Genomic DNA, 15,197 nt, shown 5'->3' on the forward strand with positions numbered 1-15,197 from the left:
GGGAAGAGGTTAGTGCAGTAAACAGCCGTCCCTATACAGCGTTGGGGCAACGATTTTATCCACGGACGAAAATTGTGCCGTACTACGAAAAAGGCGTAGCGTCGTGGTATGGTAAGCGCTATCACGGGCGCAAAACATCATTAGGTGAAGTTTACGATATGCACAAAATGACGGCGGCACATCCGACTTTGCCGTTGCCGAGCTATGTCCGCGTTACTCGTGTAAGCGATGGACGTCGTGTGGTGGTGCGTGTTAACGACCGCGGTCCTTTTCTTGGTGGGCGATTGATTGATCTATCTTATGCGGCGGCGCGTCACCTTGGTATTGTCAATTCCGGTACCGCCGAAGTGGTGGTGGAAGCTATTGTAGTGTCTCCTGATGGTCGTATTCAATCACCTAATGACCTTGCAGGTAATTTGGCCGCTTCGCTGAAACATACTTCGGTGATAGCATCGGTAACAATTTCAACAGAAAACTCGGCGGTTTCTTCTATTGCCTTACCGACAAAGGATATCTTATCTTCAACAGCGCAGCCCTCGGTCACATCACCAAAAACGATTACGGTGTCTTTGCCGGAAACGCTTTCCGATTCGTCGTCAAAAGAAAAGCAGGTGATTTCTTCTACGCCACCAGGCACGTACATTCAAATGGGTTTTTTTTCAGTGTTAGCTAACGCAAATCGATTGATGAAAAATTTTATGACCGCTAATTTTTCTGGTTTGATGGGCAATGTTTTAATTAACAAAGAAAAGAAAGGACGGTATTTCGTTTGGGTAGGTCCTTATGATAGCTCACAAATTGCCAAACGTGACGAAAAAGCATTGTGTGAAGCCGGCTGGTGCGGATTTTTGGTGGAATTTCCGTGATGGTATCCGTGGGCGCAATAGAACGGCAAACAATGGTTTTTGACGAGCCGTTGGAACTGTCTTCTGGTATTAAGCTTCCGCACTGGCAACTGAGTTATGAAACTTATGGTGTTGCTAACTCACAAATGAGTAACGCTGTGTTGGTATGCCACGCGCTATCTGGTTCGCAGCATGCGGCGGGATGGTATGTGGACAATCCCAAAGACGTTGGTTGGTGGGACAATTTCATCGGTCCCGGTAAGCCGCTGGATACTGATCGATTTTTTGTTATTTCATCTAATAATCTTGGTGGTTGTCACGGTTCTACCGGACCTTTGAGTCCACATCCAGATGACGGTGAGCCTTATGGTGGGCGTTTCCCGGTGGTGACGGTGGAAGATTGGGTGCATTCTCAAAAACGATTGGCTGAACGGCTTGGAATTAACCGTTTTGCTGCGGTGGTAGGCGGTAGTTTAGGCGGAATGCAGGCGTTGCGTTGGGCGATGGATTATCCTGATTGCTTGCAAGCGGCAGTAATAATTGCGGCGGCGGCTAAGCTAACTGCACTTAATATCGGCTTTAACGATGTAGCGCGACAGGCGATCATGAGTGATCCTGATTTTTGCGAAGGTAATTACTATGCGTGTGAAAAACAACCGCAAGGTGGGCTGCGATTGGCGCGAATGCTAGCGCATTTGACCTATTTGTCGGATGCTCATATGGCAGCCCGCTTCGGTCGTGAGCGGCGAGAGGCGGAAACGGCGTACAACTACGATATTGAATTTCAAGTGGAATCTTATTTGCGTTATCAAGGGAGTAAATTTTCTGACTGCTTTGACGCTAATACTTATTTGTTAATGACGCGGGCATTGGATTATTTTGACCCTGCAGCCTCTCGTGATAATAATCTGACACACGCACTGGCACCCATAACAGCTAAGCTATTATTATTGTCATTTTCCAGCGATTGGCGCTTTTCTCCTAAATGTTCCGAAGAAATAACGCAGGCGTTGTTGCAGGCCAAAAAACGAGTGTCGTATATTGAAATTGAATCGCAAGAGGGACATGACTCTTTTTTGCTGGAAAATTCTGATTATCATCGCGCGGTGAGCGCATTCATGACGACGTTGGCATGACGAATTTGCGGTTGGATTTTCAGCGCATTGCTGCCGCAGTGCCACAAGGTGCATCGGTGTTGGATCTCGGCTGTGGTGAAGGCGATATGTTGGCTCATCTGCAACAGGCGCGCAATGTGCACGGTGTTGGCGCAGATATCGCGAGGGCTAATTTGATACGCTGTTTTGAGCGAGGAATAGAAGCCGTTTATTGCGATATTAATAAAGGGCTGTCCTTGTTTAGCGATAATGCATACGATGTAGTAATTTTGTCGCAAACATTGCAAAGTGTGCACATTGCGCCGCCGCTGCTGTTGCAAGAAATGTTGCGTATTGGGCGTTTGGCGATTGTTTCCTTTCCCAACTTTGGTTACTGGCGTATGCGGCTACAGTTGTTGGCTGGTGCCATGCCGCGAGATCGTCTATTGCCACATACTTGGGATAGCACGCCCAACGTGCGGTATTGCACTATCAAAGATTTTGAAGCACTGTGTATCCGCGAGTCGTTGCACATTGAACAAAAATTATTTTTGTTAGGAGAACAGCAAATTGAGCGCGCGCCTAATGGTCGTGCACAAATGGCTATTTATTGTCTGCGTCGAGCATCCGTAGCTGCTCGCGTGCTGTGATAACATTAATTTATGCGCCAATTGCTGGATTTTGAGCTTGAAATTGAGCCGTTTGAGGCTGAAATGGAAATGTTGCGGCGCTCCGAAGATACGGGCGAAGGTGATGACATTCTTAAACGGCTGCGGCAGCTAGAAAAAAAGAAAGAGACTTCACTTAAAACAATTTATAGTAAGCTGACCGATTGGCAAGCTTGCCAAGTGGCGCGGCATCCAGCACGACCGCAAATGATGGATTACATTTGCGGACTGTGCGCTGATTTTGTGGAGTTGCATGGTGACCGCTGTTTCGCCGATGACAAAGCTATTATTGCCGGACTGGCAAAATTTGAAGGACGTTCAGTGGCTGTTATCGGCCAGCAAAAAGGACACACCACCAGCGAACGATTGGAGCGCAATTTTGGAATGGCTGGACCTGAGGGTTATCGTAAAGCTTTGCGGGTGATGGGGTTGGCGGAAAAATTTAACTTGCCGCTACTTAATTTTGTAGATACTCCAGGAGCCTATCCGGGTATCGGTGCTGAAGAACGTGGACAATCGGGGGCGATTGGCATGTGTTTGCAGCGAGCTGCAACGTTGCGCACGCCAACTTTGGTCATTGTTATCGGTGAAGGTGGTTCTGGTGGTGCGTTGGCGATTGCTGTGGGCGATTATGTGGCAATGTTGCGCTACGCCGTATATTCTGTAATTTCACCAGAAGGGTGCGCTTCCATTCTTTGGAAAGACGCTTCTCGCACAGCAGAAGCTGCCGCTTTATTGGGTTTGACAGCAGCACAATTAAAAAAAATGAGCTTGATTGACGATATTATTGATGAGCCGGCTGGTGGTGCGCATCGCCATGCTGATGGCGTTATCGCCGCCACCGGCGTGACACTGAATACCGCCTTAGAGCGTCTGCATAATTTGGATATAGAAACGCTATTGGAGGCGCGCCGCCAGCGTTGGCGCAACTATGGGAAATACTTGGAGCGGCGGCAATAAACTAACCACCGTCGCGCGCGATTTGTTTGCAACCTGCTTACCATCGGGTGGCACTGTGGCGGTAGGGCTTTCCGGTGGTATGGATTCGGTGTCGCTATTGGATGCAGTATTGCCGTTGGCCTCTCACTGGTCAATTACTGCATGTCATGTCAATCACGGCCTTAGTCCCAATGCCGATTCGTGGGAGCGTTTTTGTGCGAGGTTATGTCGTGCTCACGGTATCAGGTTTTATACGCATCATGCGGCACTTCCCGCTGGTGCCGGTGAAGAATGGGCACGACAAGCACGTATGCGGGCATTTGCGCAGTTGCCTGTGCAGGCGGTTGTGGCGGCGCATCACGCTGATGACCAAGCTGAAACTGTGTTGTTTCGCGCTTTGCGTGGGACCGGGCCGCACGGTATGGGCGCAATGCGAGCTTGTGCGCCACTGCCGGGTGCAGCGCATATGTTGCTGCTTCGACCTTGGTTGATGTTGTCGCGTTCGGAAATTGCTGCTTATGCTAGCCACCGCCGATTGCGTTGGATTGAAGATGAGGATAATCGCAATATTTCACGGCGGCGTAATTTTTTGCGGCGACGGGCATTGCCGATACTGTATGAGCAATTTCCTGACTGTGGGAGAACTTTGGCTGCGGCGGCTGCGCGTTTTGCAGCGGGTGCCGAATTATTGGCAGTGCTGGCGGCAGATGATGAAAAAGCTGCCAGCACCGTAGATGGCGGTTTCAGTATTGCGCATTTTCATAATATTGGTGCGGCGCGCACTAAAAATTGGCTACACTCTTCGTTGCTCAAGAGTGGTGGGCGTTTTAGCGAACGTAGTATTGCCGAAGCGGTGCGACAAATTATGGCTAACGGTGGCAACCATCTGTCTTTTCGTTTTCGTAATATTACGTTGCGCGCTTGGCGTGGGCGGATTTATTGGGACAGATTGCCCTCAGTACCGAAAAATTTTCAAGTGTCGGTGCGGGCGGTGGATGGTCGCTGTGATTTGCCACAAATTGGGGGCACGTTGGTCATGCGGCAGCAGCGCGGCGGATTATCCGTAGCTAAAGCAGGCGACACGTTCACGGCTAAATTACGCCGCGGTGGCGAGCGACTGCAACTTTCTCCGACACGGGAACGCCCTGTATCGGATTTACTTCGGGAAGCAGGAGTCATGCCGTGGCGTCGTCAGCGCCTACCGTTGCTGTTTGCGGGAGACACGCTGGCGGCACTGCCTGGAATTGCTGTTTCTGAGATGTTTCGTGCATCTCCCGATGAGGAGGGGTTGGATTGTCGTTTTGAGTGGCGCTAACAGCCTGCTAGAAGCACCTAAAAATCGGTGACGGTGATAAAATGAATATCATGCCAGATTTTTTGTTTATTGTTTTTGGAGTATTCGCTACTATTTTGCTGGCTTCTTCTTTGGGAGTGATTTTTGCCCGCAATCCAGTTCATGCGTCACTATTTCTAGTGTTGGCGTTTGTGTCTTCTGCTGGGCTGTGGATGACATTACAGGCCGAATTTTTAGCGCTGGCTATTATTTTAGTTTATGTAGGTGCTGTGATGGTGCTATTTTTGTTTGTGATTATGATGTTAGATATCAATCTGGATGTGCTGCGTGAAGGGTTTTGGCGTTATCTACCGCTGGCTGCATGTGCCGCAGCACTGGTGGTAGGAGAGATTATTTTTGTGTTGTACAGCGAACCGTTTTTTGATACCGTTATGTATGCTGCGCCGTTGCCGCCGGAGGACAACACCAGAGCATTGGCAGCGCTACTGTACACCGACTATTTTTATCCCTTTGAGCTCGCCGCCGTGTTGTTACTGGTAGCTATTGTCGCGGCGATTGCGCTGACGCTTAGGCGGCGCAAAGGAACCAAATATGCTGCGCCTGATTTACAAGTGCAAGCCGGTAAGGCGGGGAGGGTACGACTTGTTTCTCTATCACCGGCTGACAGTATTGCCATCCCCGCAGGAAAACAAAAAGGAGAATAATTATGAATACATTTGAATTTTTTATACGCTTAGCGCTTTCTGTGATTGTGCTCTTCTTCATGGTATTGGGCTGGGCACTTGTCCCGTACATAAATGATGAGCCAATTAACACCGGTTTTATTTCGGTTTTCTTTGGAGCCGAATCGGTGAGCGGTTTTACACGTAATGTGCTGCTTTTATCTCGAGGATGTCTGGGGTTGACTGTACTGTCTTGGATTTTTGTGCCATCGTGGCAATTTTTTTACGATACTGATTTTTCACCACTGGCGCGGGCTTTTGTCATCATTTTTAGTTCATTGACGGTTATTGCGTTTTTTGGAGCGCTTCTGTACCACATTAGTTTTTCCCGCTAATTATTAATAATGGCGCCGCTTTTACCGCATTATTTGATTCTTGCTGCCGCGGTGTTTGTCATTGGGGTGGCTGGCGTCTTTCTCAACCGAAAAAATATTCTTATCATCCTCATGTCGGTGGAGTTAATATTGCTTGCGGTTAATCTCAATTTTATTGCTTTTTCGCGATATTTGGGCGATATTCATGGACAAATTTTTGTGTTTTTTATACTCACTGTGGCAGCAGCAGAATCAGCTATCGGGCTTGCCATTCTTATTGTCGCTTTTCGTAATCGACGTACCATTAACATAGACGACTGGAAGCAATTACGCGAATGAACGCGTTGGTTGTTTCTATCCCGTTGGCGCCGCTTTTTGGTGCACTTATTGCCGGATTATTTGGTGGACGTATTGGCAGGCGAGGAGCTCACAGTGCTGCTATTGCTGCCGTTGGCTGGGCTTTTATTGCTTCGGTGCTGGTTGCTCGTGAAGTTATAGGGCAGGGGGAAATTATTAATTTTGACTGGTATGTGTGGGCACAAGTGGGTGATGTGCGCCTGAGCCTTGGTTTTTTGATAGATAATCTTACGATATTAATGATGCTGGTAGTGACGTTTGTATCGCTTATGGTGCACATTTATACCATTGGTTACATGGCTGATGATCCAGGATATCAGCGTTTTTTCTCTTATATTGCGCTCTTCACGTTTGCCATGCTAATGCTGGTTATGTCCAACAACTTTTTGCAGTTATTTTTTGGTTGGGAAGCGGTGGGGTTGGTGTCTTATTTACTTATCGGTTTTTGGCATTCTCGGCCGGCAGCAATTTACGCCAATCTCAAAGCTTTCCTTGTCAATCGTGTTGGTGATTTGGGTTTTTTGTTAGGTATCGGGTTAGTTCTCGCGGTATTTGGAACGTTGGACTATTCCTCCGTATTTTCCCGCGCGCCGGAGGCAGCGAGCGCAGTATTATCCGCATTGCCTGAACAATGGAGCGCAATTACTGCCATGTGCTTGCTGCTGTTTGTTGGGGCGATGGGTAAGTCTGCACAATTTCCTTTGCACGTGTGGCTACCTGATTCAATGGAGGGACCTACGCCTATTTCAGCGCTGATTCATGCTGCGACTATGGTTACTGCTGGTATCTTTATGGTGGCGCGTATGTCACCGCTGTTTGAATTGTCTACAACGGCATTAACGGTGGTGTTGACGGTGGGAACACTTACGGCGTTTTTTATGGGTTTGTTGGGGTTGGTGCAAAACGACATTAAGCGCGTGGTGGCGTATTCTACTCTTTCGCAGTTGGGCTATATGACGGCTGCACTGGGTGCGTCGGCTTATTCTGCGGCAATTTTTCATTTATTTACACATGCTTTTTTCAAAGCTTTGCTATTTTTAGGCGCGGGCGCGGTTATTATCGCGATGCACCACAAGCAAGACATGCGCGAGATGGGTGGGTTGCGCCGTTATCTGCCGATTACTTACATTACCGGCTTGATTGGTTCATTGGCATTAGCAGGGGTACCGCCATTTTCAGGGTTTTATTCTAAAGATGTAATTATTGAAGCGGTTGGCGCATCAGCGTTGCCCGGTGCTATCGTTGCTTACTGGGCGTTAGTTGCGGGCGCTTTTATTACAGCGCTGTATTCTTTTCGTTTGTTAATACTTACCTTTCATGGTGCGCCTCGCATGGATGCACATGTCCGCGAACATTTACGTGAGCCGCCGTGGGTAGTGACCTTACCGCTTATTTTGTTGGCGGTGCCGTCATTGTTGGTCGGTTTTGTGTTGGTGGAGCCGATGTTACTTGGCGGTTTTTTTGACAGCGCGATTGTTGTCACTGATGGCAATGACACTACGGCGATGGCGCTGGACAAGATGGGTAGTAGCGCTATGGCAATGGCGTCGCACAGCGTGTATTCGCCGGTTTTTTATTGTGCGCTCGCCGGTATTGTCGCCGCTTGGTGGTTATATAGCGGTTGGCCGGCGCGAACTGAAAAATTTGCTCGCGGGACAATCTTTAATATCCTGCAGGCCAAATACGGTTTTGATGATTTTAACGATTGGTTTTTTGCTGGTGGTGCGCGGCGGTTGGGGCGGCTGTTTTGGCAGCGGATAGACATGGCGCTCATTGATGGCTTTTTTGTTAATGGAACGGCTAAGATTATCGGGACGACAGCGCGCATGGTACGGCATTTGCAAACCGGTGCTATTTATCATTACGCTTTTCTTATGCTGTTTGCGGTGGCATTGGCGTTACTGTGGCGACTATGGCTAACGCAATGACAAGGCATACAAATTTTCTGTTGTCGACAATAGCCGCTTTGCCGCATTCTTCTGGCGGTACTGACTGGCGAGTGGTACGTGGCGATTGTTTAGCGACGCTACCGCTGCTACCTAAAAAATCAGTTGATTTGATTTTTGCCGATCCACCGTACAATTTACAACTCAAAGGTGAGCTATATCGCCCCAACATGACGCGAGTCAATGGGGTGGATGATGACTGGGATAAATTTGAATCTTTTGAGGCGTACGATAAATTTTGCCTCCAATGGCTGACAGAATGCCGCCGCATTCTCAAAGACAGTGGCACAATGTGGGTGATTGGCACCTATCACAACATCGGACGGTTGGGGAGGCTGATGCAAGATGCAGGGTACTGGCTACTCAACGACGTAATTTGGCACAAAAGCAATCCAATGCCGAATTTTCGCGGAGTGCGATTTACCAATGCAACAGAAACGCTAATTTGGGCGAAAAAGTCAGAAAAATCTAAATATACTTTTAATCACCATTGCATGAAAACCGAAAACGGTGGCAAGCAAATGACGAATGTATGGAGCTTTTCACTGTGTGGTGGTAAGGAGCGACTTCGAGATGTAGAAGGAAATAAATTACATTCCACGCAAAAACCGGAGGCATTGTTACGGCGCGTCATATTATCTTCTAGTAAAGTTGGTGATGTGGTGTTGGACCCGTTTTTAGGCAGTGGTACAACGCTGGCAGTGGCTCGACAGTTGGGGCGTTTGGGCGTTGGGATTGAAAACAATAAATGTTATTTAGGTGCCGCCATAAAGCGTATTAAGTCAGTTAAGATAAATTTGGTTAATAACGAAATAGGACATAAAAAAATATTGCGTGTAGCTTTTAAAAAATTAATAGAAAAAGGCTATATCAAAAAAGGAAGAAAAGTTTATTGCAAAAAGGAAAAAACAACGGCAACAGTTTTGCAGAGTGGGAAATTGAAACTTAATGGAATTCATAATATATCGGGCTCAATTCATCAAATGGGAGCGAAAGCGGCTAATAGTGAAGAATGTAATGGCTGGAATTATTGGTATTTAAGAGAAGAAAAAAAACTTGTTAGCATAAATGAAATTAGAGAAAAATATAGAAATGCTTTTCCCGAAGAGGTAAGTGATGGCAGGTAAAAGCTTATCCGACTCAGAGGTATCCATGATTAAGGGAATTTTAAAAAATAAGCCTAAAGTAACAAATCAAGAAATTTGCAGAATGCTTTCTTTCCCGAAGCGTATTCTTAACCAAGGACGTATTAGTGAGATTCGCACTGAAAAAAAACACGCAAATATTAAGCCGTGCTCGAAAGAAGATGTTGATAAATTTATGTCAGGGAAAATAAAAAGCAGTGATTTAATGTATAAGCAGTTATGTTTGGGAATTATTCCGAATTGGTGTCAATACTTAGTATTAATAATATGAGAAAAATAAGATGAGGTATTTAATGAGTGAGGGTTTATTATCACTGCTCATCTGGTTACCCATTATCGGTGGTGTCGGCTTGTTGGCGTTGCCGTTGCTCAATCCCTGTCCGCATCGCGCAAAAATGTATGCACTCATCATTTCCGTAGTTGCTTTTTTGTTGTCGTTGCCATTATTTTTTGGTTTTGACAATACTACGGCTGCCATGCAATTTGTAGAAGATGTCCCGTGGATTGATCGTTACGGTATTCGCTATGGGCTCGGTGTAGACGGGCTTTCTGTATTAATGATACTGCTCAATACGTTTACCACGTTACTGGTGGTCGCTGCCGGTTGGGAAGTGATTAAGGAACGTGTTGCCGCTTACATGGGCGCTTTTCTCATCATGTCGGGTTTTACCAACGGCGTATTTGCTGCTACCGACAGCGTACTGTTTTATATGTTTTGGGAGGCGACACTGATCCCACTCTTTATTGTCATCGGCGTATGGGGCGGTGAACGGCGAGTTTATGCGGCGCTTAAGTTTTTCTTGTACACGCTACTCGGATCTTTACTTATGCTGGCGGCGATTTTATATTTATTTAATCAGGCAGATTCTTTTTCTATTGCCGCTTTTCATGAAGTGCCGCTTTCTATGACTGCACAAACGCTGTTGTTTTTTGCATTTCTTGCCGCTTTTGCGGTCAAAGTGCCAATGACACCGGTGCACACGTGGTTACCGGATGCGCACGTTGAAGCGCCAACCGGTGGCTCCATTGTGCTGGCAGCGGTGATGTTGAAACTTGGTGCTTACGGGTTTTTGCGTTTTTCGTTGCCGATAGCGCCTGATGCCAGTGTTGAATACGCATGGTTAATGATTGCTCTGTCGCTTATCGCTATTGTGTATATTGGCCTGGTTGCGCTGGTTCAAGAAGATATGAAAAAGCTTATTGCTTATTCGTCTATTGCTCACATGGGTTTTGTGACGCTGGGATTTTTTCTATTTGATGAGTGGGGGATTGTTGGCGGTATTGCGCAGATGGTATCGCACGGTTTTATATCGGGCGCGATGTTCTTTTGTGTTGGTGTGCTGTATGACCGGCTGCACACGCGCCGAATTGCCGATTATGGCGGCGTGGTTAATGCCATGCCAAAATATTCTGCTTTTTTAATGTTGTTTGCTATGGCTAATGCTGGGCTACCGGGTACTAGCGGCTTTGTCGGTGAATTTATCGTTATTTTAGCGGCGATTAATGCCAATTTTTGGGTAGGACTGGCGGCGGCTTTTACTCTCATTACTGGTGCGGCGTACAGCCTATGGATGTATAAGCGGGTGATTTTTGGCGCTGTGGTTAATGACCAAGTAAGCAATTTGCAAGATGTGAGTCGGCGCGAATTAATCATTCTCATCGCTTTTGCAGCTTTGGTGTTACTGATGGGCTTGTGGCCGCTGCCATTTTTGGATGTCGTGAGTGTATCAGCGGAACACTTGCTAGAACATGTGGAGAGGGGGAAATTATGAGTGTGAAAAAATCATCCAACCAAGGATTGTCAGTACATTTAGCTTATACAGCACTTAAAATATTGAACGACAATGATGGAAAAATGTTGCTGTCTAGATTGTTAGAGGAAATTTACAAGCAAAAAAGTGGAGATATTCCAGAAGCCGAAAAAAGTGTCTATGAAGGGGGTAGAGTTAAGTGGGCAATAAAAATGCAATTTCTCAGCGATATTTTTGTTAAGGCGGGATTTTTGAGGAAAGGAGGAGGTATATGGCGTCTTACTGCTGATGGGCGCAATGTGTTGTTGGAAGGAGAACAAGCTGTTATTGAAAAAGGGAAAAAAATATATGCTGATTTCCTTAAGGAGAGACAGAAAGTAAAAAAACTGGATAGTGCCTTGGCTGATGAAGATAAAACAGATAGTGAAGACGAATCAATTTTTGATGTTGAACAACATGAAAGCAATGCAATGGAAAGCATTCAGAAACATATTCGTTCAATGTTGCCCTATAGGTTTCAAGATTTATGTGCTGCTTTGATGAGAGGTATGAATTATTATGTGCGCGATATAGCGTCTCCGGGACCGGATGGCGGCATAGATATACTTGCTTATACCGACCAACTGGGAGGCAAGCCACCGCGCATTAAGGTTCAAGTCAAGCACGAATCTAAAAAATCAGGGCAGCCAGAGTTAAGGCAATTAGCGGGGATATTAACCGATGGCGATATCGGTGTTTTTATCTCATCCGCCGGTTTTGCTTCGGGTTGTCGCGATTTTGCTCGCAATAATTTAAAGCATTTGGAACTTATTGATATGGATATATTTGTAGATCTATGGCAAAAAAATTATGACAATCTGTCAGAAGAAGATAAATCATTATTGCCATTGCGATCAATTTATTTTTTAGATAAAAAGCGAGTGCAAGACGAATGAAAGCCTCTGATTTAATTATTTCCGCAGCTAGCGTGGAAATTTTTATTTTCATAGCCGCATGTTCAATATTGTGTGCAGATTTGTTTTTGCCTAAAGAGCGGCGTGCGCGGCTGCATTGGGCAGCGGTTGCTGGTTTGCTTATTGCAGCAGCGGCAACGGCAGGTGATTTCTCATCGCCACCGCAGAGTGCCATGAACGGTTTTTTTGTCGCGAGTCCGTTTACTGCTTTGTTGAAAACAACGATTTTGCTGGCAGCGGCAGGTTCATTAGCGTTTTCTCGCCACTATTTACAAAGCACCGGAATGTTGCGCGGAGAGTTTCATTGCTTGTCGCTTTTAGCGGTTTTGGGAATGCTCGTTATGGTGTCAGCTGGACACTTTTTATCTCTGTATATGGGATTGGAATTAATGTCTTTGTGCCTTTATGCTCTGATTGCCATGCGCCGTAATAGTGTGATGGCATCTGAAGCGGCAATAAAATATTTTGTGCTCGGAGCTTTGGCATCAGGGTTGTTTTTGTACGGTGTATCTATCATATACGGAACCACCGGGCAACTCTATATTCGTGATGTGGCGGAAGCGATTGTATCTGGTCATTTTGCTAGCCAAATGGCGCTGACTTTGGGGTTGGTGTTTATGTTGGCGGGATTGGCTTTTAAATTAGGAGCGGCGCCGTTTCATATGTGGTTACCGGATGTCTATCAAGGTGCACCAGCACCGGTGACATTATTTATCGCTGCGGCGCCCAAAGTGGCGGCAATGGCGATGCTTTTGCGGGTGTTGGTAGAGTCTTTGGGTGCGTTAAGTGGTGACTGGCGCGATATGCTCATCGTGCTAGCGGTGGCATCATTGGCTGTCGGTAATCTTACCGCTATTGCTCAAACCAATTTCAAGCGAATGCTGGCATATTCGGCCATTGCGCACAGCGGTTTTATGTTGCTGGGTGTGTTAGCGGGTGGTATTGGCGGAGTGGCGGCGGCGATGTTTTACATTATCGCTTATGCGCTGATGACGGTCGGCGGTTTTGGCGTATTAGTGCTGATGTCTGCTGATGGCGAGGAAAAATCCGAATTAGCCGACATTAAAGGCTTGGCTTCGCGTAACGGGCTGGCTGCCGGTGTATTGTTGTTGCTCATGTTTTCTATGGCCGGAATTCCGCCAGTAGTGGGATTTGCAGCCAAACTGGCGGTTCTGGAAGCTGCTGCTCACGCCGGTTTGATTTGGTTGGTAGTGTTGGCGGTACTGTTTTCTGTGGTGGGAGCGTTTTATTATTTGCGCGTGGTTAAACTAATGTTTTTTGATAAACCAGAAGTTGATGCGGCAACAGTGTCACTAACGCCGGCTGCATCTGTATTGCTGGCATTAATTGGCGTGTTGGTGCTGTTTCTGGGGTTGTTTCCAGGCGGTTTGTTGGCGCTTTGCGAGGCAGCAGCGTGGACATCATTGTGAGCGACAATCGCCCTGATTTTTCTGAAACGCGCCTTGACGGTAAAACCGTATTTTTAGGCAATGTGGTGCGAGTAGAAACTGCTCGAGTGGGCCTGCCCGATGGTGGAGAATCAGCACGAGAGGTGGTCTATCACCCTGGTGCGGCGGTGATTGTTCCTTTATTGGATAATGATACGGTGTTGCTGGAATGGCAGTTTAGATATGCTTTGGGGCGACACATTTGGGAATTTCCAGCGGGCAAGTTGGAGCCTGATGAAGAGCCACGTTTTGCAGCCGAACGCGAACTGCTGGAGGAAACTGGTTATCGTGCTAAACGCTGGGACACTATGCTGTCAATGGAAACCAGCCCCGGGTTTTGTAATGAAATTGCACATTTATTTTTAGCGAGAGGTTTGCATTATGAAGGCCATCCCGGCGAAAAAGACGAATTTGTTGAGGCAGTGCCGGTATCGTTGGAGAAGGCCTTTGCTATGGTACAAGAAAGCGTTATCACTGACGCCAAAACTATAGTTGGACTATACTGGCTGGCGCTCAACAAAGCAAGGCTGTGACTGAGTCGGAAAAAAATCAATCTTGGCATGAATGAAATTATTGCCGATTAACCTTTATTTTTAAATTAAATATTCATAGCGTCACAATTGATATCGGCGGTCGTTTCGGGTAAAACCGCTCAATGGCAAAGAAATATCTTTACCAAAGGCAATACACTTAAATAATTCTCCCATTTCGTGTGGCGCCAGCAATTTTTGTGCTCCCGCCGCAAGTTTTGTCCATGCTACCGCGTCAGTATTATCTGCGGCAGCAAGTAAATCGGTAATGCCGTTATTGATTAAAAAATTCGCTTGTGTGGTGTAACCGGCAAGCGTTGCGCCACCATCTAATCCTGCTTCGGCAATGGCAGTGAAATCCACATGCGTAGTAATGTCTTTTTCTCCGGGGCAGTGTAGCGGTTCGGTGTCGGAATGATGGGCGCGGTGGCACATCATGGTGCCGCGGGCACGTTGTGGATGATAGTATTCATTGCGACCAAATCCGTAATCAATAATAAATATCGCTCCCGCTTTTAGTGTTTGTGCTAGCGTTCTTACTAGTCCTTCGGCACGAGGATTAACTTCAGTTTCATAGTCATCAGGTAAGGCTAAATTTTGCAATCGTTGTCGAACAGCGTCATCATCAGCCGGACGGTTTTGCCAGTGTAAAGTGCTTTTTTTTATCGTTACACCACGTTCCAGCCACTTTCCACTGTGCTTGGCAAATAGGCGAAATGGCACGGCATCCAAGACTTCATTGGCGATGATAACTCCGCAAAATGACTCCGGTAATGATGAAAGCCATTGTACAGACGCCGGCAGTCGGGATGCTTGTCGCGCTCGTAAAGCCGCGCTAGTTTCTAAAATATGATAGCGGTGAGAGATACTTGCCGCCTGCAACATTGGCATGATGTCAATAGCTAGCTGCCCATCGCCAGCACCTAACTCCAGCACATCACCACCGACACAGCGCAACACTTCCGCTATTTGTTGGGCTAAAGATTGTCCAAATAGCGGTGATAAGACGGGAGCGGTGACAAAATCACCGGCGGTGCCAAAGCGAACTTTTCCTCCGCCATAATACCCTACTTGTGGGTGATGTAGTGCGATGTTAAGATATTCATCGAAGCGCAACCAGCCGTTAACATCGGTAATTGCGGTTTGTATAACGTCGGCAGCGGAAGCAGATTCGGGCATAAGGAAATAGTA

Annotated in this window: 16 protein-coding genes and 1 pseudogene; 16 read left to right on the top strand and 1 reads right to left on the bottom strand. The window is 46.8% G+C overall.

Going from position 1 to position 15,197, the window contains the following annotated elements:
• The 16 genes and pseudogenes from NQX30_04540 to NQX30_04615 all read left to right on the top strand — a co-directional run bounded on the left by NQX30_04540 (position 1) and on the right by NQX30_04615 (position 14,009).
• Positions 1–380 (top strand): annotated as a pseudogene (locus NQX30_04540) (septal ring lytic transglycosylase RlpA family protein).
• Between the two features lie 306 nt (positions 381–686).
• On the top strand, positions 687–866 hold the full coding sequence (locus tag NQX30_04545; protein MDM5147638.1) for a hypothetical protein: 180 nt from the start codon (positions 687–689) through the stop codon (positions 864–866).
• Positions 866–1,981, top strand: coding sequence for a homoserine O-acetyltransferase (locus NQX30_04550; protein MDM5147639.1), 1,116 nt, complete (start codon positions 866–868; stop codon positions 1,979–1,981). The genes NQX30_04545 and NQX30_04550 overlap by 1 nt, the downstream gene beginning before the upstream one ends.
• A complete protein-coding gene (metW, locus tag NQX30_04555) occupies positions 1,978–2,589 on the top strand; it encodes a methionine biosynthesis protein MetW (protein MDM5147640.1) in 612 nt (203 codons plus the stop codon). The genes NQX30_04550 and metW overlap by 4 nt, the downstream gene beginning before the upstream one ends.
• 12 nt (positions 2,590–2,601) lie before the next feature.
• Positions 2,602–3,567, top strand: coding sequence for an acetyl-CoA carboxylase carboxyltransferase subunit alpha (locus NQX30_04560; GenBank protein MDM5147641.1), 966 nt, complete (start codon positions 2,602–2,604; stop codon positions 3,565–3,567).
• Positions 3,539–4,861, top strand: a complete 1,323-nt coding sequence (tilS, locus tag NQX30_04565) for a tRNA lysidine(34) synthetase TilS (protein ID MDM5147642.1) — start codon at positions 3,539–3,541, stop codon at positions 4,859–4,861. The genes NQX30_04560 and tilS overlap by 29 nt, the downstream gene beginning before the upstream one ends.
• Before the next feature lie 50 nt (positions 4,862–4,911).
• A complete protein-coding gene (locus NQX30_04570) occupies positions 4,912–5,544 on the top strand; it encodes an NADH-quinone oxidoreductase subunit J (protein ID MDM5147643.1) in 633 nt (210 codons plus the stop codon).
• 2 nt (positions 5,545–5,546) lie between these two features.
• A complete protein-coding gene (locus NQX30_04575) occupies positions 5,547–5,897 on the top strand; it encodes a hypothetical protein (GenBank protein MDM5147644.1) in 351 nt (116 codons plus the stop codon).
• 9 nt (positions 5,898–5,906) lie between these two features.
• Positions 5,907–6,215 carry an NADH-quinone oxidoreductase subunit NuoK gene (gene nuoK / locus NQX30_04580; GenBank protein MDM5147645.1) on the top strand — a complete coding sequence of 103 codons (309 nt, stop codon included), beginning with the start codon at positions 5,907–5,909 and terminating at the stop codon, positions 6,213–6,215.
• On the top strand, positions 6,212–8,161 hold the full coding sequence (nuoL, locus tag NQX30_04585; GenBank protein ID MDM5147646.1) for an NADH-quinone oxidoreductase subunit L: 1,950 nt from the start codon (positions 6,212–6,214) through the stop codon (positions 8,159–8,161). Before nuoK ends, nuoL begins: the two co-directional genes overlap by 4 nt.
• Positions 8,158–9,306 carry a DNA methyltransferase gene (locus NQX30_04590; protein MDM5147647.1) on the top strand — a complete coding sequence of 383 codons (1,149 nt, stop codon included), beginning with the start codon at positions 8,158–8,160 and terminating at the stop codon, positions 9,304–9,306. The genes nuoL and NQX30_04590 overlap by 4 nt, the downstream gene beginning before the upstream one ends.
• Complete coding sequence (locus NQX30_04595; GenBank protein MDM5147648.1) at positions 9,296–9,595, top strand: hypothetical protein; 300 nt, start codon at positions 9,296–9,298, stop codon at positions 9,593–9,595. Before NQX30_04590 ends, NQX30_04595 begins: the two co-directional genes overlap by 11 nt.
• 22 nt (positions 9,596–9,617) lie before the next feature.
• Positions 9,618–11,096 carry an NADH-quinone oxidoreductase subunit M gene (locus NQX30_04600; protein ID MDM5147649.1) on the top strand — a complete coding sequence of 493 codons (1,479 nt, stop codon included), beginning with the start codon at positions 9,618–9,620 and terminating at the stop codon, positions 11,094–11,096.
• Positions 11,093–12,010 carry a restriction endonuclease gene (locus tag NQX30_04605; protein ID MDM5147650.1) on the top strand — a complete coding sequence of 306 codons (918 nt, stop codon included), beginning with the start codon at positions 11,093–11,095 and terminating at the stop codon, positions 12,008–12,010. Before NQX30_04600 ends, NQX30_04605 begins: the two co-directional genes overlap by 4 nt.
• Positions 12,007–13,458 (top strand): NADH-quinone oxidoreductase subunit NuoN, encoded by a 1,452-nt coding sequence (nuoN, locus tag NQX30_04610; protein ID MDM5147651.1) that lies wholly within the window; start codon positions 12,007–12,009, stop codon positions 13,456–13,458. The genes NQX30_04605 and nuoN overlap by 4 nt, the downstream gene beginning before the upstream one ends.
• Positions 13,455–14,009 carry an NUDIX hydrolase gene (locus NQX30_04615; protein MDM5147652.1) on the top strand — a complete coding sequence of 185 codons (555 nt, stop codon included), beginning with the start codon at positions 13,455–13,457 and terminating at the stop codon, positions 14,007–14,009. The genes nuoN and NQX30_04615 overlap by 4 nt, the downstream gene beginning before the upstream one ends.
• A gap of 81 nt (positions 14,010–14,090) precedes the next feature.
• On the opposite strand, the gene NQX30_04620 is transcribed toward NQX30_04615, so the two are convergent.
• Positions 14,091–15,185: an SAM-dependent methyltransferase gene (locus tag NQX30_04620; GenBank protein MDM5147653.1), complete on the bottom strand. Its 1,095-nt coding sequence runs from the start codon at positions 15,183–15,185 to the stop codon at positions 14,091–14,093.
• Between the last annotated feature and the right edge of the window lie 12 nt (positions 15,186–15,197).

The organism is Candidatus Persebacteraceae bacterium Df01 (assembly GCA_030386295.1).
GTDB classification, from domain to species: domain Bacteria; phylum Pseudomonadota; class Gammaproteobacteria; order Tethybacterales; family Persebacteraceae; genus Doriopsillibacter; species Doriopsillibacter californiensis.

Coding starts and splice junctions, on each gene's coding strand:
- NQX30_04545 (MDM5147638.1), top strand. CDS start 687: ATGAAAAATTTTATGACCGCTAATTTTTCTGGTTTGATGGGCAATGTT.
- NQX30_04550 (MDM5147639.1), top strand. CDS start 866: ATGGTATCCGTGGGCGCAATAGAACGGCAAACAATGGTTTTTGACGAG.
- metW (MDM5147640.1), top strand. CDS start 1,978: ATGACGAATTTGCGGTTGGATTTTCAGCGCATTGCTGCCGCAGTGCCA.
- NQX30_04560 (MDM5147641.1), top strand. CDS start 2,602: ATGCGCCAATTGCTGGATTTTGAGCTTGAAATTGAGCCGTTTGAGGCT.
- tilS (MDM5147642.1), top strand. CDS start 3,539: ATGGGAAATACTTGGAGCGGCGGCAATAAACTAACCACCGTCGCGCGC.
- NQX30_04570 (MDM5147643.1), top strand. CDS start 4,912: ATGCCAGATTTTTTGTTTATTGTTTTTGGAGTATTCGCTACTATTTTG.
- NQX30_04575 (MDM5147644.1), top strand. CDS start 5,547: ATGAATACATTTGAATTTTTTATACGCTTAGCGCTTTCTGTGATTGTG.
- nuoK (MDM5147645.1), top strand. CDS start 5,907: ATGGCGCCGCTTTTACCGCATTATTTGATTCTTGCTGCCGCGGTGTTT.
- nuoL (MDM5147646.1), top strand. CDS start 6,212: ATGAACGCGTTGGTTGTTTCTATCCCGTTGGCGCCGCTTTTTGGTGCA.
- NQX30_04590 (MDM5147647.1), top strand. CDS start 8,158: ATGACAAGGCATACAAATTTTCTGTTGTCGACAATAGCCGCTTTGCCG.
- NQX30_04595 (MDM5147648.1), top strand. CDS start 9,296: ATGGCAGGTAAAAGCTTATCCGACTCAGAGGTATCCATGATTAAGGGA.
- NQX30_04600 (MDM5147649.1), top strand. CDS start 9,618: ATGAGTGAGGGTTTATTATCACTGCTCATCTGGTTACCCATTATCGGT.
- NQX30_04605 (MDM5147650.1), top strand. CDS start 11,093: ATGAGTGTGAAAAAATCATCCAACCAAGGATTGTCAGTACATTTAGCT.
- nuoN (MDM5147651.1), top strand. CDS start 12,007: ATGAAAGCCTCTGATTTAATTATTTCCGCAGCTAGCGTGGAAATTTTT.
- NQX30_04620 (MDM5147653.1), bottom strand. CDS start 15,185: ATGCCCGAATCTGCTTCCGCTGCCGACGTTATACAAACCGCAATTACC.